This is a genomic window from Hydrogenophaga sp. Root209, assembly GCF_001428625.1.
Classification (GTDB): Bacteria; Pseudomonadota; Gammaproteobacteria; order Burkholderiales; family Burkholderiaceae_C; genus Hydrogenophaga.
In genome coordinates this window covers 41,406-64,448 of record NZ_LMIE01000002.1, presented here as the reverse complement: position 1 = coordinate 64,448, position 23,043 = coordinate 41,406, and the positions used below count along the sequence as shown (strand labels likewise).

General features: G+C 61.8%; 21 protein-coding genes and 2 pseudogenes. 15 read left to right on the top strand and 8 right to left on the bottom strand.

Annotation, left to right across the window (positions count from 1 at the left end):
* Positions 1-64: 64 nt before the first annotated feature.
* On the top strand, positions 65-1,612 hold the full coding sequence (locus tag ASE11_RS03025) for a helicase HerA-like C-terminal domain-containing protein (RefSeq protein ID WP_056265865.1): 1,548 nt from the start codon (positions 65-67) through the stop codon (positions 1,610-1,612).
* A gap of 14 nt (positions 1,613-1,626) precedes the next feature.
* A complete protein-coding gene (locus tag ASE11_RS03020) occupies positions 1,627-2,112 on the top strand; it encodes a DUF1499 domain-containing protein (protein WP_056265861.1) in 486 nt (161 codons plus the stop codon).
* A 65-nt stretch (positions 2,113-2,177) separates the two neighbouring features.
* Here ASE11_RS03020 and clpA read toward each other — a convergent pair whose 3' ends face one another.
* From clpA to ASE11_RS03005, 3 genes are all read right to left on the bottom strand, one after another.
* Positions 2,178-4,514, bottom strand: a complete 2,337-nt coding sequence (clpA, locus tag ASE11_RS03015) for an ATP-dependent Clp protease ATP-binding subunit ClpA (protein WP_056265857.1) — start codon at positions 4,512-4,514, stop codon at positions 2,178-2,180.
* A gap of 92 nt (positions 4,515-4,606) precedes the next feature.
* Positions 4,607-4,972 (bottom strand): ATP-dependent Clp protease adapter ClpS, encoded by a 366-nt coding sequence (gene clpS, locus ASE11_RS03010; protein WP_082585483.1) that lies wholly within the window; start codon positions 4,970-4,972, stop codon positions 4,607-4,609.
* Between the two features lie 233 nt (positions 4,973-5,205).
* Entirely contained in the window at positions 5,206-6,405 is a 1,200-nt protein-coding gene (locus tag ASE11_RS03005) for a methyl-accepting chemotaxis protein (RefSeq protein WP_321166256.1), read from the bottom strand.
* Positions 6,406-7,062: 657 nt separating this feature from the next.
* Between ASE11_RS03005 and ASE11_RS25690 the strand changes: the two genes are divergently transcribed.
* Genes ASE11_RS25690 through ASE11_RS02990 form a run of 3 tightly spaced genes read left to right on the top strand, consistent with a single transcriptional unit; the run spans position 7,063 to position 9,181 of the window.
* Positions 7,063-7,635 carry a hypothetical protein gene (locus ASE11_RS25690; RefSeq protein WP_162258019.1) on the top strand — a complete coding sequence of 191 codons (573 nt, stop codon included), beginning with the start codon at positions 7,063-7,065 and terminating at the stop codon, positions 7,633-7,635.
* A complete protein-coding gene (locus ASE11_RS02995; RefSeq protein ID WP_156406214.1) occupies positions 7,625-7,975 on the top strand; it encodes a hypothetical protein in 351 nt (116 codons plus the stop codon). The genes ASE11_RS25690 and ASE11_RS02995 overlap by 11 nt, the downstream gene beginning before the upstream one ends.
* Before the next feature lie 3 nt (positions 7,976-7,978).
* Positions 7,979-9,181: a DUF4417 domain-containing protein gene (locus ASE11_RS02990; protein WP_082585481.1), complete on the top strand. Its 1,203-nt coding sequence runs from the start codon at positions 7,979-7,981 to the stop codon at positions 9,179-9,181.
* Here the strand turns inward: ASE11_RS02990 and ASE11_RS25685 are convergent.
* From ASE11_RS25685 to ASE11_RS02970, 5 genes are all read right to left on the bottom strand, one after another.
* On the bottom strand, positions 9,110-9,616 hold the full coding sequence (locus ASE11_RS25685) for a hypothetical protein (protein ID WP_156406213.1): 507 nt from the start codon (positions 9,614-9,616) through the stop codon (positions 9,110-9,112). The genes ASE11_RS02990 and ASE11_RS25685 overlap by 72 nt on opposite strands.
* A 649-nt stretch (positions 9,617-10,265) precedes the next feature.
* Positions 10,266-11,507, bottom strand: coding sequence for a Wadjet anti-phage system protein JetD domain-containing protein (locus tag ASE11_RS02985; protein ID WP_056265841.1), 1,242 nt, complete (start codon positions 11,505-11,507; stop codon positions 10,266-10,268).
* Between the two features lie 6 nt (positions 11,508-11,513).
* A complete protein-coding gene (locus ASE11_RS02980; RefSeq protein ID WP_056265838.1) occupies positions 11,514-14,903 on the bottom strand; it encodes an SbcC/MukB-like Walker B domain-containing protein in 3,390 nt (1,129 codons plus the stop codon).
* Positions 14,900-15,463 (bottom strand): DUF4194 domain-containing protein, encoded by a 564-nt coding sequence (locus tag ASE11_RS02975; RefSeq protein WP_162258018.1) that lies wholly within the window; start codon positions 15,461-15,463, stop codon positions 14,900-14,902. Before ASE11_RS02975 ends, ASE11_RS02980 begins: the two co-directional genes overlap by 4 nt.
* 61 nt (positions 15,464-15,524) lie before the next feature.
* Positions 15,525-16,952, bottom strand: a complete 1,428-nt coding sequence (locus ASE11_RS02970; RefSeq protein ID WP_156406212.1) for a Wadjet anti-phage system protein JetA family protein — start codon at positions 16,950-16,952, stop codon at positions 15,525-15,527.
* A gap of 83 nt (positions 16,953-17,035) precedes the next feature.
* On the opposite strand from ASE11_RS02970, the gene ASE11_RS02965 reads away from it, so the two are divergent.
* From ASE11_RS02965 to tnpC, 10 genes and pseudogenes are all read left to right on the top strand, one after another.
* Positions 17,036-17,845, top strand: coding sequence for a WYL domain-containing protein (locus ASE11_RS02965; protein ID WP_162258017.1), 810 nt, complete (start codon positions 17,036-17,038; stop codon positions 17,843-17,845).
* 245 nt (positions 17,846-18,090) lie between these two features.
* The gene (locus tag ASE11_RS02960) at positions 18,091-19,017 is read left to right on the top strand and encodes a hypothetical protein (RefSeq protein ID WP_056265824.1); all 927 of its coding nucleotides are present in this window, start codon (positions 18,091-18,093) and stop codon (positions 19,015-19,017) included.
* A 52-nt stretch (positions 19,018-19,069) separates the two neighbouring features.
* Positions 19,070-19,243 carry a hypothetical protein gene (locus tag ASE11_RS25680; RefSeq protein ID WP_156406210.1) on the top strand — a complete coding sequence of 58 codons (174 nt, stop codon included), beginning with the start codon at positions 19,070-19,072 and terminating at the stop codon, positions 19,241-19,243.
* Positions 19,244-19,299: 56 nt separating this feature from the next.
* Positions 19,300-20,223, top strand: a complete 924-nt coding sequence (locus tag ASE11_RS02955) for a phage exclusion protein Lit family protein (protein ID WP_056265821.1) — start codon at positions 19,300-19,302, stop codon at positions 20,221-20,223.
* Between the two features lie 18 nt (positions 20,224-20,241).
* Positions 20,242-20,745: a GIY-YIG nuclease family protein gene (locus tag ASE11_RS02950; protein WP_056265817.1), complete on the top strand. Its 504-nt coding sequence runs from the start codon at positions 20,242-20,244 to the stop codon at positions 20,743-20,745.
* Between the two features lie 3 nt (positions 20,746-20,748).
* A complete protein-coding gene (locus tag ASE11_RS02945; RefSeq protein WP_056265814.1) occupies positions 20,749-21,258 on the top strand; it encodes a hypothetical protein in 510 nt (169 codons plus the stop codon).
* Between the two features lie 54 nt (positions 21,259-21,312).
* On the top strand, positions 21,313-21,663 hold the full coding sequence (tnpA, locus tag ASE11_RS02940) for an IS66-like element accessory protein TnpA (RefSeq protein WP_056265811.1): 351 nt from the start codon (positions 21,313-21,315) through the stop codon (positions 21,661-21,663).
* A complete protein-coding gene (gene tnpB / locus ASE11_RS02935; protein ID WP_056265807.1) occupies positions 21,660-21,992 on the top strand; it encodes an IS66 family insertion sequence element accessory protein TnpB in 333 nt (110 codons plus the stop codon). Before tnpA ends, tnpB begins: the two co-directional genes overlap by 4 nt.
* A 186-nt stretch (positions 21,993-22,178) precedes the next feature.
* A pseudogene (locus ASE11_RS26415) lies at positions 22,179-22,532 on the top strand (transposase domain-containing protein); the annotation flags it as partial.
* A gap of 1 nt (position 22,533) precedes the next feature.
* Positions 22,534-23,042 (top strand): annotated as a pseudogene (gene tnpC, locus ASE11_RS26410) (IS66 family transposase); the annotation flags it as partial.
* Between the last annotated feature and the right edge of the window lies 1 nt (position 23,043).

The window sequence follows — 23,043 nt, the reverse complement described above, 5'->3', positions numbered from 1 at the left end:
ATAAGCCTGCGATTTTACGTTTTCACCCGCCCTGCTCCGAACCCGCACACAAGGAACCTCCGCCATGGCCGAACCGATGCTGATCGCCCAGAACGCCAACACCACCTGCCAGCTGCTGCCGGGACTGGCCAACCGCCACGGTCTGATCACCGGCGCCACAGGCACCGGCAAGACGGTGACGCTGCAAACGCTGGCCGAGCAGTTCTCCAACATCGGCGTGCCGGTGTTCATGGCCGACGTCAAGGGCGACCTCTCCGGGATCAGCCAGAAGGGCAGCTTCGGCGAGAAGATCAGCAAGGTGCTGCAGGACCGCGGCATCACCCTGCCCGCCTCGCAGGCTTGCCCCACGACGCTGTGGGACGTGTTCGGCGAACTCGGCCACCCGGTGCGCGCCACGGTCAGCGACATGGGCCCGCTGCTGCTCGCCCGCATGCTCAACCTCAACGACACCCAGGCCGGCGTGCTCAACCTGGTGTTCAAGATCGCCGACGACAACGGCCTGCTGCTGCTGGACATGAAAGACCTGCGGGCCATGCTGCAGCACATTGGCGACAACGCCAAGCAGTTCACCACCGAGTACGGCAACATCAGCGCGGCCAGCATCGGCGCCATTCAGCGTGGACTGATGCAGGTCGAGCAGCAAGGCGGCGACAAATTCTTTGGCGAGCCCATGCTCGACATCAGCGACTTCATGCAGACGGTGGACGGCAAGGGTGTGATCAACATTCTGGCAGCCGACAAGCTGATGAACGCGCCGCGCCTGTACGCCACCTTCCTGCTGTGGATGCTCTCCGAGCTGTTCGAGACCCTGCCCGAGATCGGCGACCCCGACAAGCCCAAGCTGGTGTTCTTCTTCGACGAGGCCCACCTGTTGTTCAACGAGGCACCCAAGGTGCTGATCGAGCGCATCGAACTGGTGGTGCGCCTGGTGCGCTCCAAGGGCGTGGGGGTGTATTTCGTGACCCAGAACCCACTGGACATCCCCGACAGCGTGCTGGGTCAGCTCGGCAACCGGGTGCAGCACGCGCTGCGCGCCTTCACACCTCGCGACCAGAAGGCGGTGAAGTCCACCGCGCAGACCATGCGCCCCAAAGCCGGGCTGGACATCGAGGCCGCGATCACAGAACTGGCCGTGGGCGAGGCGCTGGTGAGCCTGCTCGACGCCAAGGGCCGGCCCAGCGAGACCGAGCGAGTGTTCGTCATCCCGCCAGGCAGCCAGCTCGGCCCGATCACCGATGCACAGCGCCAGCAGCTGCGCCAGGACTCGCTGGTTGCCGGTGTCTACGAAAAACTGCTTGACCGAGAAAGCGCCTACGAGATGTTCGCCAACCATGCGGGCAGGCGCGGGGTGGAAGCCGAGCCCGAAGCCACCAAGGACGCGCCCAGGGCACCCCGCATTCCTGGCGCCGCGAAGCAGGAACCCGAAGCCGCCGGCGGGGGCTTTGGCGGCATGGTCAATGAAGCCCTGTTCGGCCGCACCGGTCCACGCGGCGGCCAGTACGACGGCCTGGTGCAGACGATGGCCAAGACGGCGGCGCGCACGGTGGCCAGCGGCCTGGGCCGGCAGATCCTGCGCGGCGTGCTGGGTGGGCTGCTGGGCGGCAAACGCTGATCGGCGTCACCACGATGAAATTCGCCTTCTACCTCGTCCTGGCCGCCATCGTGCTGGCGCTCGTGGCAGCGCAGGTCGGCCTGTTGAGCGGTCAACAGCCCGCAGACCTCGGTGTGAAGGACGGTCGCCTCAAGCCGCCCTCGCGCACCCGCAACAGCGTGAGCAGCCAGGCCGAACTGGTGCCCGACCACCCACAGCGGGCCTACGCCACCATCGATCCATTGCCGTTCAAGGCGGCCGGCGCTGCTGCCTCGCTCAAGGCGCTGGAAACCGTGCTGCGAGACATGCCCGGCGTGACCATCGTCGCGCAGCGCCCCGACTATCTCTACGCGCAGGCGCAAACGCGCTGGCTCAAGTTCGTCGATGACGTGGAGTTCTGGGCCAACCCCGCCAGCGGCGTGGTCGAGCTGCGCAGCGCCAGCCGGCTGGGACGGGAAGACTTCGGCGTGAACCGCAAGCGCATCGAGGCCATTCGCGCCGCTTACCTCGCGGCACCCTGAGCCGCGTTGCGACCCAACAAAAAGGCCCGGGATCACCGGGCCTTTTTGCTGGGGGACGAGCTGACTCAACCCGCCGTGGCTTCTTCGGGCTTGGCCTTGCCTTCCTTCTTCGACAGCGGCTGGATGTCCAGCAGGACTTCCTGCACCTCTTTGCCGGCTTCGTCCTTCTTGGTCTCGATGTCCACCGTCAGACGGCCACCTTCGGTCAGGCGACCGAACAGCAGTTCGTCGGCCAGGGCGCGACGGATCGTGTCCTGAATCAGGCGCTGCATCGGACGCGCACCCATCAGCGGGTCGAAACCCTTCTTGGCCAGGTGCTTGCGCAGGGCATCGGTGAACGTGACCTCGACCTTCTTCTCGCTGAGTTGCGTTTCCAGCTGCAGCAGAAACTTGTCGACCACTCGCATGATGACGTTCTCGTCCAGCGCCTTGAAGCTCACGGTGGCGTCCAGGCGGTTGCGGAACTCGGGCGTGAACAGGCGCTTGATGTCGGCCATCTCGTCGCCCGCCTCGCGCGGGTTGGTGAAGCCGATGGTCGCCTTGTTCATGGTCTCGGCGCCCGCGTTCGTCGTCATGATCACGATGACGTTGCGGAAGTCGGCCTTGCGTCCGTTGTTGTCGGTCAACGTGCCGTGGTCCATCACCTGCAACAGCACGTTGAAGATGTCCGGATGCGCCTTCTCGATCTCGTCGAGCAACAGCACGCAATGCGGCTTCTTGGTCACGGCCTCGGTCAGCAGACCACCCTGGTCAAAGCCCACGTAGCCGGGAGGCGCACCGATCAGGCGGCTCACCGCATGGCGCTCCATGTACTCCGACATGTCGAAGCGGATCAAGTCGATGCCCATGATGTAGGCCAGCTGCTTGGCGGCTTCGGTCTTGCCCACACCCGTGGGGCCGCTGAACAGGAAGGCCCCGATCGGCTTGTCGCTCTTGCCCAGGCCGGAGCGTGCCATCTTGACAGACGAGGCGAGGATCTCCAGCGCCTTGTCCTGGCCGAACACCACACTCTTGAGATCGCGCTCCAGCGTCTGCAGCTTGCTGCGGTCGTCGTTGGAAACGTTGGCCGGGGGAATGCGCGCGATCTTCGCCACGATTTCCTCGACCTCGGTCTTGCTGATGGTTTTCTTGCGCTTGGACACCGGCAGGATGCGCTGGGCGGCGCCCGCCTCGTCGATCACGTCGATCGCCTTGTCGGGCAAGTGGCGGTCGTTGATGTACTTGGCACTCAATTCGGCCGCGGCCTGCAGGGCAGCCACGGCGTACTTCACACCGTGGTGCTCTTCAAAGCGCGACTTCAGGCCTTTGAGGATGTCCACCGTTTCCTGCACGGTCGGCTCGACCACGTCCACCTTCTGGAAGCGGCGGCTGAGGGCCGCGTCTTTTTCGAAGATGCCGCGGTACTCGGTGAAGGTGGTTGCGCCGATGCACTTGAGCTGACCGCTGGAGAGCGCTGGCTTGAGCAGGTTGGACGCGTCCAGCGTGCCGCCGGAGGCAGCGCCCGCACCGATCAAGGTGTGAATCTCGTCAATGAACAGGATCGCGTTGGGCCGGTCCTTGAGCGACTTGAGCACGCCTTTGAGACGCTGTTCGAAATCGCCGCGGTACTTGGTGCCGGCCAGCAAGGCGCCCATGTCGAGCGAGAACACACTTGAATCGGCCAGGATCTCGGGCACGTCGCCCTGCGTGATGCGCCAGGCCAGGCCCTCGGCGATCGCGGTCTTGCCCACACCGGCTTCACCCACCAGCAGCGGGTTGTTTTTGCGGCGGCGGCACAGGATCTGGATCACGCGTTCGACTTCGTACTCGCGCCCGATGAGCGGATCGATCTTGCCGTCCTTGGCCATCTGGTTGAGGTTCTGGGTGAACTGCTCCAGCGGCGAGGCCTTTTCATTGCTCTTGGCTTCACCAGCCTCTTCGTTCTCGGCCGCGCTCTCACCCGACTTCGTTGGCTCGGGAGGGTCGCTCTTGCGGATGCCGTGGGCGATGAAGTTCACCACGTCCAGGCGGGTCACGCCCTGCTGGTGGAGGTAGTACACGGCGTGCGAGTCCTTCTCGCCGAAGATGGCCACCAGCACGTTGGCGCCGGTGACTTCCTTTTTGCCGTTGCCGGTGGACTGCACATGCATGATGGCGCGCTGGATCACACGCTGGAAACCCAGCGTGGGCTGCGTGTCCACCTCGTCGGTGCCGGCCACCTGTGGGGTGTTGTCCTTGATGAAATTCGTCAAGGACTTGCGGAGGTCGTCGATGTTGGCTGAGCAGGCGCGCAACACTTCGGCGGCGCTGGGGTTGTCCAGCAGCGCAAGCAGCAGGTGCTCGACCGTGATGAATTCGTGCCGCTGCTGCCGGGCCTCGACAAAGGCCATATGCAAGCTGACTTCAAGTTCCTGGGCAATCATTGGGCACGTCCTTTGGGCTTGGGTGAACGGAGAAGCAAACGTCTGAAAAACAAAATGAAATGAATCAAGGGGCAGATGGGGAGCGTTGTGCTTTATTCAACTGGCTCGCTCATGCATTGAAGCGGGTGTCCGGCAGCCCGTGCGGCCTGAAGAACCTGATCCACCTTGGTGCTGGCCACGTCACGCGAATACACGCCGCAAATGCCTTTTCCCTCCAGATGGATCTTGAGCATGATCTGGGTGGCCGTTTCACGGTCCTTGCTGAAAAACTCCTGAATGACGTGCACCACGAACTCCATGGGCGTGAAATCGTCGTTGAGCAAGACCACCTGAAACATCTGGGGTGGCTGGGTGCGCTGGGCGCGCCGTTCGAGCACCACCGACTCGTCGTTGCTGACGCTGGGTGGCGCCGTCGGGTTTTCGGGTTTTTTGGGGTTCTGGGTGGCCATGAAAACCATTCTAGCGGCGCCCATCTGCCCACATCGCCACGCGGGAATAGGTATGACTTCTCACTCAAGACCACGCCCCGCCCCGATAGCGAGGTCGAACGCTGGAGGAAGGTCTTTTCCATGCCTCATTGTGAGGCGAAAGCCCGGATGAAAACCGCCAAGCTGGGTGCCTTCTTGCCGGTTTTTCGTTGGTTTGCTCACGCGCCTGCCCATCGGTAGCGCGCTGAGCCCAGGTGCCGGGTTCAGGCCAGCTTGAAGACGGCCACCGCCTGCACCAGTTGCTGCGCCTGGTGCTTCAGGCTCGCTGCCGCGGCCGCCGATTCCTCAACCAATGCAGCGTTCTGCTGTGTGACCTGGTCGATCTGGCTCACTGCCTGTCCCACCTGAGCCACGCCGGAGCTCTGCTCGGTGCTGGCCGCGCTGATTTCGCCCACGATGTCGGTGACACGCCCGATGGAACTCACGGTCTTCTGCATCGTCGCGCCGGCTTGGTCGACCAACGCCGTGCCTTGTTCCACCTGTTGCACGCTGGCATTGATCAGGAGTTTGATTTCCTTTGCCGCCTGCGCGCTGCGTTGCGCCAGGTTGCGCACCTCTGCGGCCACCACCGCAAAGCCTCGGCCCTGCTCGCCTGCCCTCGCCGCCTGGACGGCGGCGTTGAGGGCGAGGATGTTGGTCTGAAAAGCGATGCCGTCGATGGTGCCGATGATGTCGCCGATGCGGCGGCTGCTCTCGTTGATGCCCTTCATGGTCAGCACCACGTCCGACACCGCCCGGCCGCCCTCGGTGGCCACGCGACGGGCTTCCTGCGCGAGCAGGTTGGCCTGACGGGCATTGTCGGCGTTCCGCGTGACCGTGGTGCCGAGCTGCTCCATGGATGCAGCGGTTTCCTGCAAGGAACTGGCCTGCTCCTCGGTGCGCTGGCTAAGCTCATGGTTGCCCTGAGAAATCTGCGAACTGGCGGTGGCCACGCTCTCGCTGCCTTGGCGCACCTGGGCCACCACATCAGCCAGGCTCTCGTTCATGGCCTTGAGAGCCTGCAGCAGTTCGCCAGTCTCGTCGGTGCTCGTGACATGAATGGTCGAACTCAAATCGCCGGCCGCGACTGTCTGGGCCACGCGAAGGGCCTGATTGATCGGCCGCGTGATGCTTCGGCCGATGAGCACGGCCGCGCCGATGCCCGCGAGCGTGGCGATCAGCATCAGGCCCAGGCTCAGCGCGCTCGCGCGCTGGCTGTCCTTGGACGCGGCAGCAGCCGATGCTGTGGAGCGTGCGGCGATCTCGCCAACGGCCTTGTCAAGGAGCTCGGAGGGCGCGCGGTCCATGCCTTTGACGGCCCCATCGCCCACGGCGGCATCAAAACCAGCCGCCGGGAAGGCCGCAAAACCCTTGCGGTAGCCCTCGCCCATGGCTGCGTGAGCCTGGAGGAACTGAGTGACCAACTGGTGCGCCTCGCCCTGAGGCAGCGACGATTGCAGGCGAGCGGCGGTGGTGGCGACGAAGGCCTCCCTTGTTTCGACACCGAAGCCAAGCGCTTGAATCCGCTCAAGCCTGCAATTGCCCCCCGTTCTACACGCCAAATCTCACTGCGCACCATCTTGGCGCAGCGCGATCACATGTTGTCGATCATGAGTCCTCAAGCGGTTGCAGCACTGCGCAGGCCGCGGCACGGCGTTGCGCTGGCAATGCTCCATGGAGCCAACCATGGAGCCATCGCGGGCCGCAGCGGCAACTCATTCGCCCGGCTTCGCTCCACGATGCTGCGACTTGCAACAAGCACTTCGCGCGCGCCACGCGTGAAGCCGCAAACCTACCCTACAAGCTGGTCTATGACGCCACCGAGGGCTGCGTGTAGACGCATGGTCAGGCCGACCGCGAATGGAGACGCGTATCGCGGCCGATTAACTGCCCGAGCAGGTGCTGCACCCGGGATCGATTTCCTACCGATACGGATGGATCGAGCCTCATGGCAGAGCGAAAGCCTCTGCATGCATGGGCGTCAACCGCCTCACGCGCTCATCGGCTACGCCCCTGTTTGCTGAGCATTGCTGCTACTTGACATACCTCGCCGATGATGTATATTTCATTCACTCACATGAATGAATGAAATGAACACGCTTGATGTCGGCGCGCTAGCAGCAAAGCCAGTCCTCACTGGTGTATCCGGTGGCGAACGCGCTCTGACCTGCCTTGCCGATGAGCTTGCGAAGCACGTCCCAGACACGCCCGTTGTCCTTGACTTTCATGCGGTGGAAGTCCTGGGAGGTAGCGCCCTTCGACATCTCCTGCAGGGCATTCGCCGTCATCCTCAATGCGAGCGAGCCGCAGTCGTGCTGGCCAACCTCTCCGAGACAAATAAGGAAGAAGCAGATCTGGTCGCGGAGGCCGTGCGCACCCCATACATCAGCGCAAAGTACTCTGTCGACGAACTCTCTCAGGCCGAACTGCGCGGCCCGCTCGATCCCAAGGTCGCCCGCACCCTTCAACTCGTCATCCAAGCTGGCGAGGCAGATGCGCAGACCGTCTGTCAACTCTCGAACGAACCTGGTGTTGTGACCGCATGGAACAACCGCTTGGTGACATTGCAATCGATGGGCCTGCTGCGTGAGCGCAAAGCCGGCAAACGCAAGTTCTATTCACCTGTCATAGGGGGTCTCACGTATGGGAGTTGATTTTCTGCGCAACAAGCGCCAACCGCACAAAAAAGCATGGAACCTTCAGATGCTGCGGAAAACAGATGACCTCTTCGCCGACGAGCCAAAGCGCCCATATCGAGTGTTCCGGTCCTCTCTGCAAGGTGCGGCAAGCCTTTGCAATGGAAGCGAAGTTCTCATCCGCCGCTTGAGTGACGGCAACGTCGTCATCTCACAGGACGTCAGCCTGGTCGGCGGCATCGACCGCCCCGCCAGTGACCTGTTGAGAGCGCTCGACACACATAACGGCATCTTGGCTGGCCGCGTGTATGAGTGCTTTGACGATCTCGGCATCGTCGACATTGAAGCGGAGCTCTGATCCATGCTGCCCCAGGAAGCACATAGCGGCGTCTGGCTTCTGAAAGACGTCGATTCACCAACGGCGCTCCTGGGTTGCGGCTCATGCCTGGACCGCCAAGCATGCGGCGGACTACATCTGCCCAACGGGTCCGCCATGCTCACCTGCATGGACTTGTGCCATTGCGCTGACCCAAGCGCGTGCGACATGGTCTGCCCGAAGGCACCGACCAGGTTTGCAAGGCGGGTGCATGAAGTCCGCGGGTTTCAGCTCAATGACATACCACGCAGGGAATTTAATACTCAACCGGCGCACGCTGGCTGCGTCACGTTGATCGAGGGCCGAGTCTCTCGCCGGCGGCCCATCGAACTACCCGACTACGCTGCCATCCCACTGTCCAGGGCCATTACCGGTCGGGGGCTCCAGCAGCGCGCGAAGACGCGAGATGAACTGGTGCGCGACCACGGCGTGCTACCCCAAAGAGGTTGGATCGTCACGGGTATTGAGGACGATCGTTACGTAGAGCGTGCATGGCGGCTCCCGAAGCATCGTGAGGTGTTCAAGAGCTTGCGGGAGGCCGGCGTCGTCTTCGCCACGTCACCCAACTTCAGCTTGTACGCAGATGCTCCACGGCATGACAACCTCCATGCGATGAAGCGCATCGCTTGGATGTGGTACGTAATGAACGAAGCAGGACTTCCCACCGCGCTGCATGTCAATGGCAGAACAAGCCACGACTTCGACCGATGGACGCAGTTCATCATCGATCATCCTGAAGTCACGTCAATAGCCTTCGAATTTCTCACTGGCGCGAAGCTCGTCGACGATAGCGAACGCTATGTCGATCGCCTCACCACACTGGCCCAACGGGTTGAGCGGCCATTGTCACTCGTGCTGCGTGGTTCGATGCAAATCGCCAAGCGACTTGAAGCCGTGTTTGACCAAGTCGTCTGGCTCGACGCGACGCCCTATTTTCGAGCCATGCATCGCCATGTCGCTGTCCCGAATCCCACAGGCCCCTTGCGGTATGCACCACGTGGGGGCGATGCAGCAGCCCCGATTGGTGGGCTATTCAAAAGCCTGGCCATGGCTGCGCAACGCCGATATCACACCTGTCGATCAGTGATTTCGATTCCAGCTCAGCGACCCCTCGATCTAAGACCGCTGAGCACCCCATCGGACATGAGCACTGACAACGAAGCCGCACAGCTGTTGCTGTTCCCGTGACACCCAGTTCCCTGAACCACCAATGCCCTCGATTTCAAGGCTCGCGTCACCGCTTCTAACCCTGAGCGCTGCATCCATGGAGCGCAATGCACCAAGCACCTGCCGAAAGCCAAGACCGCGGGCCGGATCGCCAGTAGAAGAACGATGCTCAACGACGGCCACCTCCAATGCTTGACGGGCCGACTGCACCTCTGGCATGGCGCGGTACGTCGCCAGCGCGCCAACACCCGAATCACCAACAGCCAGCCAAAGATTTCCGGGGGTGATGTCAAAGGCCGCCAACGCCTCACATCGAGTGCCTGCGTGCTGGCCAATGTTGTCAATGAGTTCACCCGCGGCACCCGTCAATGCCTGGGCCGATGATCTCGGAATACCTTCCTGCTCAAGTCGCTTTCGAATATCCATCAAGAACTGTTGCTGCACGATGTCATCCACGTCAGAGGGCCGGCCTGCCTGAACTCGCAACGCCCCTGTCGAGCCGGAAGTACGGTAAGCCCATGCAGTGTCACTTGGCATCGCCTTCAGTGCTTTCGAAAGAGATGTGCCATTCCCCATGAGCTTCAGTTCAGCACCTGGAGGAATACTCCTACGGCGAAATGCCAGGAGCTCAATCGACGGGCCCAATTGCAGCGTACGGGCGTCGACCTCAGTGCAGCCTGATGACTTGCTGCACCGCAAGGTGATTCTGTCGGATATGGCGAAGTCTCTGATCACTACAAGATCGAATTAATACAAAGAGAATCAACAACTTACGACGACAGACGCCAATCGGACGCCAAAAACATCGATCCGCTACGCAGCGCGTAGCAGATAAGCAACAGAAGCCCGCTCAAGCGGGCTTCTGTTTGTCCGGTGATGGCACGCAGCCATGGCTATCAACTTCCGCTCCATCGGCCAGGAGCAACCTTTCGGGCTCACCGGCTTCATGACCGTTTCTGGGGCTGATCTGAGACGTTCATGGTTGACGGGTTGTTGCCAACGGCCACGGTCATGAGCGTGTCGGAGTGGCAGGATCCCACGCACGCGAGCTGCAAACCTTCGGACAGTCTCAATAGATCGACAGGTACTTGCGCCGCTGCCGTGATCACTCGGGCCAGCATGGCTCCATCGCTTCCTGCTCGACCGCGAGCGCCCCGAGCGCTGCAGCTTCTTCACCCCACCCCCAGCGTTCACAGACCCTGAGAATCTCGCGCCGTGCAGAGGGTGCCAATTCACGCTGGGTAACGGTGCCAGGTAGCACGGCATCAGCGCGCATGCCATGCAAACGGAGCGAACGCCCTTCTTGTTCGCAGCACTTAGCGATGTGCGACGCAATGCGGAATCCGCCCAAGTCGATGTCGCCCCAGTGATGGAGGGTCGCGGTCGGCGCAAGCGCCTTCAGAAACACGGCATAGGCTCGCTTCCACGATGGACTCGGCATGCCGCCCGTGTAGATGACGATGGCATCGTCCGGCCGTTGCCCGGCCATTTCGTGGAACGTGGTCAGATTCTCGACTGTCAACAGCCGCTGGCCGAAACCTGGATCGATTTGTACCGAGCGAAGGACTGAAGGCGCAAAGCCGACATATGGCCGCGATGCCCTAACGGTTTCATTTCCGTACATCACTGCTGCGTTACCGGCGACAAGCAGAGTCGGCGGAAACTTGACCAGTCCAAGTTCGGAGAACAGATCCTCCATTTCGCTTTGCACCATGGTGGCGTCGCCCTGCACCAGGGCGTCGAGCGCGGGCCAGATTGCCTCAATGCGCTTGCTGTCGCGAAACAGACTAGCGCTCAGCCTTCGAATGGCGATGTCATCGCCGCCCCTAGGCGCGCAAGACTCCATCACCCGGATGGCGTCGAGCCATGAAGCCACATCGCCAGGCCGAGTTCCGCGAACCAAATTGCCCTTGCGCCAGGCTTCGAGCACATGCGTTAGTACCGGGTGCTCGGTGACGTGAAGTTCGAACTGGCGCTCAGCCTGCGCCACCACGTCCCAGCGCGGCTCGATACCCAGGTGCTCGGCTAATCTAGCCCCGTCGCACAACACGATGCGCTGGACATGCGCTCGCTCACCCGCCCGGCTGTCCCATTCAATACTGATCGCACCATCCCGCTCGGCCAGTTGGAGGTTGGCGTTGCACACGGCCTTATCGGCATGACGATGTAGGCGCAGGTACTCGGGAAAGGATTTCTCGGACAGGGGGAGCGTCACGGACCTACCGGCGCGGTCCGTCTGCGCCGGCCCCTTTGAGGCGGCGTTCTCCGCTCGTGCCAGCAGCCGCTCCAGCGCCTTGCGCGCCAGCGCCGCACCATGCCCGGCCTTCTTGTCGTCATCCTCCGTCATGCGCCTTCACCCGCCCCCTGCTGCGGCAAGCAGCTGCGATTCCGCAACATCGATCAGTTCCGGATGGAGCATCGGGATATCGCTCGAAAACAACGCGTGCGCCGCTTCTTTTACGACCACATGTTCGGCAAACACGTCCGCGCCATACCTAGCCAAATCGTAATAGTTATCCATCAGGGGAACGAGCTTGCCGACATCGCTATCGGGGCCCGCCATCATCAGCTGTAGCCCCAGGCTCTTCAAGAAGGTTGCGGTCACATAGGTGTTCTGGGCATCCATACCGTAGAAGGCCTCGTCGAGGATCATCAAGCCCGCACCGACGTGCGAGGCTCCCGGCCGAATACGGTAGGCCGTCGCTAACGCAGCGCCTGCAATGACGTAGAAGGGCACACGGTGCTCTCCGTTGGAAGCCACGCCCATTCGCTTGCTCAATAGGTCTACGACCTTGCCGTCTTGGATGATCTGCAGGTCAAAATTGAACAGCAAACGGTAGTCCTCCAGCGGATTGTTGCCTCGGTCCTTGCCGCTTTCGCTGTCCTCCAGCAGAGCCATGAGGTTGTTTTGAACGCCCTGCTGTCCAAACAGATCTTCACCGCCTGCATCGGGTGCTGCGACGATGAGTTCGTACAGATCGCGGTGCGCTGGCGAGGGCTTTGCCAAGAATTGGTATTTCTCTCCATTGGTGAAGGCGGGGCAGGTTTGCAGGATCGCGTTCAAGTCGCGAATCTCCTGCCTGACCCGCTGGATGGCCTCGCGCATCTTGAATTTGACGTCCGACTGGAACGATTGTTCAGCCGCCTCACGTGCATCATCTGCCTGCTTGCGGTAATCCTTCAGCGTCGAATCATTCAGCTTCCTGATGTGCCGTCCGATCCAGGCATGGGCTTTGCGCCAGTCGCTGCGCTCGTCCACTAAGCCGATTGAGTATTCATTGATGAAATCGACGAAGCCGTCACGGGCTACCCCGAGCGCTGTCTGGATGTTGGAATCCAACTGGCGAGCACGCTGCTCTAGCTCCACTAGCGCCTGCTCGAGCCCAGCCGACAGAATCGCCGCCTGCAGCCGGTCGTACTCCTGGGGCAGGATGTCGTGGTCGCAGTCCGGATCGCGGATGGCTTGCGCGTGCGATGCCTCCAGTTTCGCAAGGTCATCCCGCGCTCGGCTCAGCTGTGGAGACAAGATGGACAGCCTCGTCTCCTTGCCGTTGATGGCAAGCTTGTGGTCATGCAGCGCATTTCCGGCCTCGACCGATTGCCCACGCGCCTCCTCGACATCGGAGCGCAGAGCCTTAAGCCGCTCGGACACTGGCACTGCCGCCGGGTCGGTCGTCGCTTGCAGGTCCCGCATTGCGGACGCATGTTGCGCCAAAGCTGCCGCATACGACACCTGAGTGACCTGCAGCACGGCGGACTGAACCTTGGCATATGCCCCTTCGACTTGGGCGAGGTACAGACTGGCGCTGCGCTCCGCGTTAGCTGCGTTGCGGCTCTCATTGACGGCGGCGACCCGGTCCTCGTTAGTCAATTTCACACCGAGCATCCAGGATTGCTCATCGAGGGGACGAATGCGCTTGGTTCCACCATTGGCGCTGAGCATGTAGTCGACCGTCATGGCGCGCGATTCATGCCGTAGTTGCTCGGTGGAGTCCACTCGCTTCATGCGGCCCAGAATTCTGCGCAGATAAGCCAAGGCGACTGCATTGGTGCTGTCCAGCAGCGCCGCGACGCTGTCTGGTGCCGCTGCACGGTCGATGTCCGCACGCAAGTGCTCTGGTTGCACCACCGTGACGTTGTTGACCCGCTGCCGCCGGATCAGATCGACTGCCTCATCCTCCCTCCCTGCCTCCACGACAAGTGCCAGCCGATGGGGTCCGAGGAATGTCTCGATGGGGCCCCGCCAACGTGGATCGGTCACCTGCACCAAGCTGGCCACGGGTTCATAGGCGATCCCGGCCTGCTCAAATAAGGCTGCGGCCGTTGCCACATCGCCATCGGTGATCCTCTTGCCCTGGTTGACGGCCTGCAGCTTTGCCTTGGCGGACTGCGCCGCAGCCTTCGCGTCCTGCTCCTCTTGACGGGCCAGGGAGCGTTCGCCGCTTAACTGCGTCTCGCACGCCGTCAGAATGTCAAGCGCAGTCTTCAACTGCTCCTGGTTCGCGATGTGTCCTGCCTTGGCCCAGCCTTCCCAGCGCTTCATCTCCTCTTCCACCGCGCTCGCCTTCTGCGCGTGCCGCGCCTCCAAAGCCACCGCTGTTTCCAGCATCGCTTCACGTAGCTGCAGCGCCAAGCGCTCCACTTCCTTGCGCGCCTGTTGGACGGTCGCGCCATGTGCCTTGCGCAACTGCTCCAGTTGTGCGGGTTGTTGGGCCTCGGGATCGGCGCCCAGCCGAGCAAGCAAGCTCTCATACGCCGCGTGCAACGTCTGGTGTCTTTGCGCCAGGTGCGGCAGGTCCTGGCGGGCCTTGGCCAGTTGCCTTTCAAGCTCGGTGATTTCCTCGTCCAGATTGGCGGCGCTCTCGTCGGCGGCCTCCAGTCGAACCTGCAGACCGACCGCTCGGGCGACGGCTGTCTGGCGGTGCAGGCCGGCCACTTTCGCGTAGCGCTTCTCGATCACTTCGAGCCGTGCCACTTGCGCTGTCACGTCTTCGATCTGCCGACCCAGGCTGCGAAGTGTCTTGATGTGTTGGAGGGTCCCCCGCTTGTCGATCGGTGTGGCTTCGACAAGGTATCCGCGCAGGAAGTCTCCCACGCTGCTGACAGCCTTGAGATTGATGCTGTGGCCAAAGGCGCGCAGGAACTTGCGTACATCGACCCCCTGTTGGACGTTATGCAGCAACTCCTGCATGTAGGTTTCAGGACGCGTCGTGATCGTGGGAGTGCGTCCGGCATAGCGAACATGCGAGCGCCCGAATTCGGCGAAAAGTTCCCAATCAATCGGGGCTTTGCCTCGATCGCCCAGGTCTTCCAGGTGGTGCTCTAATTTCAGCTCCACGCCGGGCAAGACGTACAAACCCATCACCCGCTGATCAACCGTTGTCGCATGTATGCATATGCCGGCACTGAGCACATCGCCCGGCTCCTGGCCGCGGAAAACCAGCGAAATGTACGACAGCGCCGCGTCCCGCTTGCGCGACACCACACCTTGCTCGCCTTCTCCAGAGCGCATCGTGCCGAGCGCATAAGCCCGGATCGACCGAGAGTCCTTGTGCACCGATTGCGCATTGAAGTGCAGATGCTGGCCGTGCCCGCCGACCATCGCGATCTGGACGGCATCGACCAGGCTTGTCTTCCCAGCACCGTTGGGCCCGATGAATCCGGTCCCGCCCGGACTGATCTGGAATGTCTCGTAATCCCACAATGAGAACTGCACGACGTGCACGGCGATCAGGGTCTTCATGAGGTGGACTCCTGCGCCGCCGGCGCCGCTTCGGCATTGACCGCACGAGCCTTCAGGTCGGCACCGAACCGATTCAACGCGTACTCACTCAGTACTTCGACGATGCCCGGCCATATCATGATGGCAAAAGGTTGCGGATCCCCTTCGGGCGCATCCACGGCCCTCGCGACGCCGTGCCGCGCCGACATCTTCAACAGGGTGCGCAGGGTGTCCACGCGGCCGTCGAAATCCCGGTGGCACAAGCTCTTGTAGCTTTCCTCGAACTCCGCAATATCGATCAACGCATCACCATCCGGCGTGAGGTCGCCGGCGCTTGCACGGGTGTGGTAGACGTGTCGCAACGTCAGGAGAAAGAGCGTCTCCTGCAGGTCCATCGGGCTCTGCGTGCCGCCATCCTGTGTCACATAGCAGAGCTCGTGCCGATCGACGAAGCCCAGGCGCAACCCCATCAACGCGACTGCCTCGGCAAAGGCATCGCGGTGCGCCGAGATTAGGCGATAGGCGACAGCCTGGTCGCGCTGCCGCAGATAGATGCACTGCTGGACGACCAGTTGGTACATGGCGTGCTTAAAGTCGCTCGACTCGTACAGTCCATCGGAGTTTGCTGCAAGGGCATTCCAATCACGCGGCATTGGTGGACCTCCTTCTCACCTTGAATCCTGGTAGTTCGAATAGTTCTGTGTTCACCCGTCCACCTTCATCCATGACTGCTTCGAAATCGAGGTTCCGCAGCAGCGGATTGGCGCGCAGCGCCTTCGGGTTAACGCGACCGATGGCGGCTAGCCGCATCAACACCAGGACCGCCACTGCGTCATCCACCCCGTGTACGGGAAGATGGGCTCCCTCGATCTCCGCGCCCACGGGCACATGCGCCTGCACATAACGCCTGATCGCCGCGGGAGTGGTGTCCCGGTGACGCACCATGGCCCGACGAAGCATCAGCTCAGCCCGCTCGCGCGACGTCATCTCGCGCTTGACCATCGCGCGCCGGTCTGGTTTGGCCACCGGCAGGTTGGGCATCCGGAGGCGGTAGTCCGCCACCACCGGCGACGGGGAGAGCAGCCTGCCGGAAATGACCTGGCCCTGATCAGCCAAACGGCAGGCACTGGCGACAGCATCCGCCAAAACGTCCTCGAGCCGCTCCGACGCCTTGAGGCGATAGCCAAGATAGGCCAGCGCCCGCTGTGTCGCCGAATCGATGACGCGGTCCATCCGCTCCAGGAATTTCTCAACGTCCAGTAGACGCTGGAATCTCGAAACGTCGCGAGCCAACATGTCCTCAACCGCTTCATGGCGAGCACCGGGTAGTGCACGGTAGCCGGCCAACAGCTGTTCACGAGACGGCGCCGTGGTCGCGACCGTATCAACGAGCTCGATAATTTCGAAACGCAGCATCAGCGGATGATTCTCCGTTCGCATCTGGCGGAAGTCACGAACATAGAGTTCTTCGATGTGCTCACTGAAGAAGCGCTTCACAAAGACAGGCGTGGCCTGCTCCTGCGTGAGATCTCGAATGAGGTCCCTCACCCTCAAGGTGGTGGCGTTCAGACTATTGATCAGTCGCGAGCAAGACTGGGCGGCCGTCTGAAAGCCGGCCGCTTGTTCCCTTGGATTGGACTGAGCTGCCTTCAGCTGGTTGTAGATCATCTGAATGCTGCCGCCGACCAGTTGAGGGCCGTCGAGCGCGAACTGCTCCAAGGCATCGAAAAATCGGGCCACCACCGGGCGCATGCTGACAAAGACCCGTAGTCCAACGCGGTCCTCGATCAGCCAACCGGTCTCAGCCAGCCTCGCCAGCCATTGGTTGGCCTGCACGTTGATCGGTGTCGCCGCAGCATCCGCACTCTCCTCCTCCCATTGATCGTCAAGCAGGAAGCGTTCTATCTCCTTCGTCACCTGCTCGTGCAGATAGCCTTCGGCATACGGTGGCACGCAGTCCGCGCCGAAGAAGCGCTCCGACAACCGGACCAGCAACTCCCAGGCTCGGCGGTTGTAGCGCCCTGTGAGCGGACCGAACAGTCCATTGGGCAGGCGATCGAACAGGTTCATGACAAATTTATACATCAAGCTAATTTAGCTTGCAAGCTAAATTGCAGTATGCTTCGGTCATCGCAATTCGACTTATCGGCTCCGTGTCCCACCTGAGCAATCTCGAAACCGTACTGACCTGGGAAGGCGCGATCGACAACGAGCGCATTCGACAGTTGTTGGACGTCAAAGCCGTGTGGGCGAGCCGCCTTATGGGCGAACTGGTCAAACGGATGGGACGCCGCGCCCGACGCGCGTCGGCTCATGCCCCACTCGAATTCGCTGATCCACGGTCCGCAAGACGCTCGCCCGACGAGTACCTGCGGATCGTGAGCCATCACCAGGACCGGTTGGTCGGGGGATTCGTGGAGGATGCCCGGATCGATCTCTCAGCGGTAGCTCCACAGGTGTTTTCGACCCTGTTCCGCGCCGTCAAGCAGCAGACCGGCGTCCAAATCATCTACAGGTCCATGTCCTCGCCAGCAGGCTCGGAACGGATCATCTTTCCCCACGCATTCGTGCGCGCACCCCGGCGCTGGCATGTGCGCGCCTGGTGCGCACAGCGTCTGAGCTATCGCGACTTCACACTGGGTCGCATGGCGTCAGCCGAACTCGTGGATACCCCGAACATGAATCCGCAAGATGGTGACGCGGAGTGGTTGCGCATGCTGGAGCTCGTGGTCGTTGCCCACCCTGCCCTGTCCATCGCACAGCAAGAGATGATCGCGCATGAATACTTTCCCGGCGCCCGGGCCATGCGCCTGCGAGTGCGCGAATGTCTTGCCTCGTATGCCATCCAGGACTTGCGCCTCGCACTGGACGCATCTAGGCAGGCGCCGCCGGACTACCAATTACTGGTCAGCAATGCGGCGAAGCTCCCCCCGTTGTTCAGCCAAAAGGGAAATTTGTCATGACCGGACGAGCGGCCCTTTCGCCAGTATGCAGGACGCCAGACCTGTGCCATTCAGATGCATACCGCTCGCAATAAATCGTCAATGCCATCATCCCTCATTACGGCATTCTGCACGCCACCTATGGCTGCCTGTATGTCGCCAAGCAGCACGGCTATAAGCATTAGAAGCCTGCGGCCGTGGGCATCAAGTCCCCACGGCCCCCAGAAGGAGAGCAGATATCAAGTGGAGAATGAGGCGCGCAGACTATGAGCGACCTTTTCGACGTTGATGGTGCCAATCTCGATCTCGGGTTCGAGAACCTGAAGGCCGCCGAGTCTCCCTTCGAGCAGGGGATCCGCGCCAGGCTGCAGGAGATGTGGTTGCGCTACGAGCCCTATGCCGATTCCGATTTCCGCCATGGCTTTGCGCGCGACGTCGATGGCCGCTTCTGGGAGATGTACCTGGGTTGCACGCTGCTCGAAGCGGGACGCACCTTACTTCCAGTGCTTGAGCGCCAACGCGACGGCGGGCAGCCCGACCTGTGCGTCCTCGAAGACGGCTACCGTATTTGGATCGAGGCCATCACCCCGGACGAAGGCACTCCAGGCCCAGACCAGATCGTGCGGCCCGTTCCGATTAACGAAGGCGGAGGTCTCGTCGCCGCACCGATCCGGCAGGCACAGCTTCGAACTTCCGGCGCGTTCTGGACCAAGGCACGGAAGATCGGCCGCTACATCGAACAAGGCGTGATCGCGCCGGACGACACCCGCATCATCGCGATCAGCGCCAGCCGCTTCGGTGTCTACGTTGCCGAGCGGCCATTGCCCCTCATCATGACGACGCTGTTTCCGATCGGGGACGCATACGTCACCATCGACCGAGAGACCGGCGCCGTCCTCGAAGAGGGCTTTCACGCCGCGCCCTTCATCCAGCGTGAGCGCGATCCGATCACGCGCACGGCATTTCTCGACGAGCGCTTCGCAAACATCTCGGGTGTGATCTGGTCGCGGATCGGCATCGGCAACCTGTCACGCCAGGTCCGGCCTATCACCTATGTCCACAATCCCTTGGCACGGACTCCGCTGCCGCCGAACTGGGGCGTCTGGGATCGAGAGTTCGTGACGACCCGGCACGGTGACGAATGGGAGACCAACGACATCCTCGCCAATGCAGTCGCGGCGGATCAGTCATGACGATGCGATCACGCCCGCGTACCTGAGCGCTGCACGATCATGAGGGTTGTCTATGGCCGTGGCCGATGAACAGCGATTGATCGCGCCGATCACCCAACGGCAGTTCGAGCTTTATGCGCTCTCCCTCGAACGCGGCCCAAACTTCGATCCCGCGCATATTTTCGGGAGCTATCAAGTGAGGGGCGGCAGCCCGAGCAGCGCGCGAAGCGAAATCGAGAAATCATGACCAGCCCACCAGCCACGCCTCGAAACTCACCGCTGACCATAGACGAGGCTCCGACTATGACGACCACGCCATCGGACCGCACAATCGTCCTTTATCTACTACGCGGGGCTGTACCAGAGCATGCCGACGAGATCAGCGGTCTATGGCGCCAGTACGGCCATGCTGTCGAAGTCGCGCCGAGCACCAAAGGCGTTACGATGAATGCCGATGCCACACGCATCGAGTTCGACACGAAAACGATCGACTCCTTCTGGCTGCTCGGCTTCAGTGCATGGCGCGCAATCGAGGTCTATTCTCCTGCGTTGGTAATTGCGACCTTAACCGGGGTGCCACTCGACCAGGCACTCAACATCGATGACGCCCGCGGGCAGTACGAATTTGACTACAAGCAGCGTATCGCCAGCGCTCAATCGCTTATCGCTGCCGAGCAGACGGGCGACATTCGTTGGCCAGCGGACATCCCTACGCCGACCGCTGATCGTGACGGCTTGGGCGACGATCAGCACAAAGCCGCCTTCGACCTGGTAGCGTTCGCTCTGGCCTTCGCGTTCTTGCACGAGTTCAGACACGTCATGTATTGCGTTGACGACAATGCACCATCGACGTTGGCCGAAGAGGAGATCGCATGCGATATTTGGGCTCGCGACTTCATGATGAGCGGCCTCGCGGACTACGCCAGAGCGCATGGCCACAACTTCGCTCAAGTTCAGCAAAAGCGTGCGACCGGAATAGCGTTCGCCGCATTGATCATCCATGCGATGACACCGACACACGCACATTGGGGCAACCGACAATACCCACCGATCGCTGAGCGGCTGGCGGCGATGATCAGCGGCTACAGTCTGTCCGCAAGCTCATCCTTTTGGCTTGTCACAGCCTGCCTCCTAATTGCACTCATGCGGCAGGAAAATCGCCCCCTCGACATCGTCGCGAACTCAAGCCAAGAGATGGTCGAGATGCTGCTCGACCGGCTCCGCTAACACCGCAGGGAGCACGACGTGCCGGTCTACTTCATTGGCGAGGAGGAAAATGGATGCTCACCGATCAAGATTGGGGTCGCAAAGAATATTGAGGTGCGCAAACGCAACCTTCAGACCGGCAATCCCCTGGAACTTCGTCTGCTCGGTTGGATCGTCGCTGTCGACTCGTTCCAGCTTGAGCGGCACCTACAACAACACTTTGAGGCGACCCGTGTACGGGGAGAGTGGTTCTCTATCGAGCCGGCGGACATCCTGCTTATTCTCATGCGCGCTGGCCGCAATGGGTTTGTCGCCAAGAACGCTGACGCATTCCAGATCGTCGGCTATGACCGTGACGCAGTCCCCGAGTACCTCGGCGTATGGGAATGGGGAGACCTTGAAATCAACGAATGCTGTCCCTTCTGCGGGTGCTTTTGCGGTATGCATTTTCAGGAGGCTTCGCAGATGTACCACTGCCTCAACTGTGACATGCTGAGCGACTTTTCGGAGCTCGATCCGCGTAACGAAGAACCTGAGGACTGAGCCATGGCCGACAACGGACAGACAGCAAGCGAGCTATGGCTGGAAGCGCGCGCGCCCGGCTTTCGGGATCTTCCTGATCCAGACCGACGCGTCATCTTTGACTTCGCTTTTCTCTGGAGTCTTTTCGAGGCACAGATCATGGGCAATTTCGCTCGTGCCGACCGTATCCGGGAGCAGGTCGATCGCTGGGCAGCGGACGGTTCGCTTGGGGCAGATATCTACAACGCGGAACTTGCCTACTTTCGGACCCGCTACTTCTCCAATGGGGCATTGACCCATCACTTCCCTTTCCTCAATCTTCGCCCTTCAGACCACCCTGATCTCGTGCAAGCTGTCATCGAGGGCACGAATGACGACCCACGCGACCGGGTGTTGAGTCTGCTTATGATCATCTGGCGGCTGCGCAACAATCTCTTCCACGGCGCAAAATGGGCCTACGAGCTTCGCGGCCAGCGGGACAATTTCACGCACGCGAACTGCATTTTGGTAAGCGCACGGTCATCCCACCCTTGAAGGGATTGGTCTAAGCGGCAACGATGGTGTCCACCAAAGATTTAGGTGGACACCATGAATGAAGCCAAGAAGAAGACCCGCCGGCGGCACAGCGCCGAGCTCAAGCAGCAGATCATTGCTCAGTGCGCCGAGCCGGGTGCATCGGTGGCCAGCATTGCCTTGTCGTACGGCATCAACGCCAACGTCGTTCACAAGTGGCGCCGCGAAGCGGGTGGCGCGCTGCCTGCACTCCAGGCCCCCGCATTCGTTCCAGTGCCGCTGCCGCCAGCGGCATGTTCACCAGGGCCTGCACTTGCACCAGACATCCGCATCGAGCTGCGCCGTGGCGCCACCACCGTCTCGGTGACCTGGCCATTGGATGCGGCCGACCAGTGCGCCGTGTGGATGCGAGAGCTGCTCAAGTGATCCGGGTTGATGCGCTGTGGCTGGCCACTGAGCCGCTGGACATGAGATCGGGCACCGAGACGGCGCTGGCTCGCGTGGTGTCGGTCTTCGGCGCAGCGCGCCCGCACCACGCCTACCTGTTCGCCAATCGACGCGCCAACCGCATGAAGGTGCTGGTGCACGACGGCATCGGTGTGTGGCTGGCAGCGCGTCGCCTCAACAGCGGCAAGTTCGTCTGGCCGCGTGATGCGGCAAGCACCGCCTCGCTCACCCGAGCCCAGTTCGATGCGCTGGTGCTGGGCCTGCCCTGGCAGCGCCTTGGCAACGGTGGTGTCATCACCGTGGTCTGACTCTGAAGCGCAGACCGGTGCTTGCCAATTGGGGCATGCGCCAATGGTGCGCGTGTGCCAGTGCTGGCACAGTGGATGCCCATGGTGGTCGAGCCTCAATCCCTGCAGAGCCTGAGCGCAGAAGAGCTGCGTGAGCTGACCACGCGCCTCATGACGCAGCTGCGCCACCAGAGCGCGTTGCTGGANCCTCAATCCCTGCAGAGCCTGAGCGCAGAAGAGCTGCGTGAGCTGACCACGCGCCTCATGACGCAGCTGCGCCACCAGAGCGCGTTGCTGGACAAACTCACGCACGAGAACGCGCTCTTGAAGCGCATGAAGTTCGCAGCTCAATCCGAACGCTTCAACCCCGAACAGAAGAGCCTGCTCGAAGACGAGATCGAGGCCGACCTGGCAGCCGTGGCCACCGAGATCGATGCGCTGCAAGAAGCGCAGGCGCCCGCCAAGGTTGAAGAGAAGAAGGTTCCCAAGCGCGCGCCGCTGCCAGCCAACCTGCCGCGGCGCGAGATCCGCCACGAGCCCGACTCGACCACCTGTGCCTGCNGTTGAAGAGAAGAAGGTTCCCAAGCGCGCGCCGCTGCCAGCCAACCTGCCGCGGCGCGAGATCCGCCACGAGCCCGACTCGACCACCTGTGCCTGCGGTTGCCAGATGAAGCGCGTGGGCGAGGACGTGGCCGAGAAGCTGGACTATGTGCCTGGCGTCTTCAGCGTCGAGCGCCACATCCGGGGCAAGTGGGCTTGTGCGAAGTGCGAGACGCTCACCCAAGTCCCCGTCGATCCGCACATCATCGACAAGGGCATCCCCACCACCGGGCTGCTGGCGCAGGTGCTGGTGGCCAAGTACGCCGATCACCTTCCGCTGTACCGCCAGGAAGCGATCTTTGGTCGAGCTGGTCTCGCGATCCCGCGTTCCACGCTCGCTCAGTGGGTGGGCGCGTGYGGCGTGCAGYTGCAGCCACTGGTGGATGCCATGAGAAACGAGCTGCTGCAGCACCGCGTGCTGCATGCCGATGAGACGCCGGTGTCCATGCTCAAGCCGGGCAACGGAAAGACN

Coding starts and splice junctions, on each gene's coding strand:
- ASE11_RS03025 (WP_056265865.1), top strand. CDS start 65: ATGGCCGAACCGATGCTGATCGCCCAGAACGCCAACACCACCTGCCAG.
- ASE11_RS03020 (WP_056265861.1), top strand. CDS start 1,627: ATGAAATTCGCCTTCTACCTCGTCCTGGCCGCCATCGTGCTGGCGCTC.
- clpA (WP_056265857.1), bottom strand. CDS start 4,514: ATGATTGCCCAGGAACTTGAAGTCAGCTTGCATATGGCCTTTGTCGAG.
- clpS (WP_082585483.1), bottom strand. CDS start 4,972: ATGGTTTTCATGGCCACCCAGAACCCCAAAAAACCCGAAAACCCGACG.
- ASE11_RS25690 (WP_162258019.1), top strand. CDS start 7,063: ATGAATGAAATGAACACGCTTGATGTCGGCGCGCTAGCAGCAAAGCCA.
- ASE11_RS02995 (WP_156406214.1), top strand. CDS start 7,625: ATGGGAGTTGATTTTCTGCGCAACAAGCGCCAACCGCACAAAAAAGCA.
- ASE11_RS02990 (WP_082585481.1), top strand. CDS start 7,979: ATGCTGCCCCAGGAAGCACATAGCGGCGTCTGGCTTCTGAAAGACGTC.
- ASE11_RS02985 (WP_056265841.1), bottom strand. CDS start 11,507: ATGACGGAGGATGACGACAAGAAGGCCGGGCATGGTGCGGCGCTGGCG.
- ASE11_RS02980 (WP_056265838.1), bottom strand. CDS start 14,903: ATGAAGACCCTGATCGCCGTGCACGTCGTGCAGTTCTCATTGTGGGAT.
- ASE11_RS02975 (WP_162258018.1), bottom strand. CDS start 15,463: ATGTACCAACTGGTCGTCCAGCAGTGCATCTATCTGCGGCAGCGCGAC.
- ASE11_RS02970 (WP_156406212.1), bottom strand. CDS start 16,952: ATGAACCTGTTCGATCGCCTGCCCAATGGACTGTTCGGTCCGCTCACA.
- ASE11_RS02960 (WP_056265824.1), top strand. CDS start 18,091: ATGAGCGACCTTTTCGACGTTGATGGTGCCAATCTCGATCTCGGGTTC.
- ASE11_RS25680 (WP_156406210.1), top strand. CDS start 19,070: ATGGCCGTGGCCGATGAACAGCGATTGATCGCGCCGATCACCCAACGG.
- ASE11_RS02955 (WP_056265821.1), top strand. CDS start 19,300: ATGACGACCACGCCATCGGACCGCACAATCGTCCTTTATCTACTACGC.
- ASE11_RS02945 (WP_056265814.1), top strand. CDS start 20,749: ATGGCCGACAACGGACAGACAGCAAGCGAGCTATGGCTGGAAGCGCGC.
- tnpA (WP_056265811.1), top strand. CDS start 21,313: ATGAATGAAGCCAAGAAGAAGACCCGCCGGCGGCACAGCGCCGAGCTC.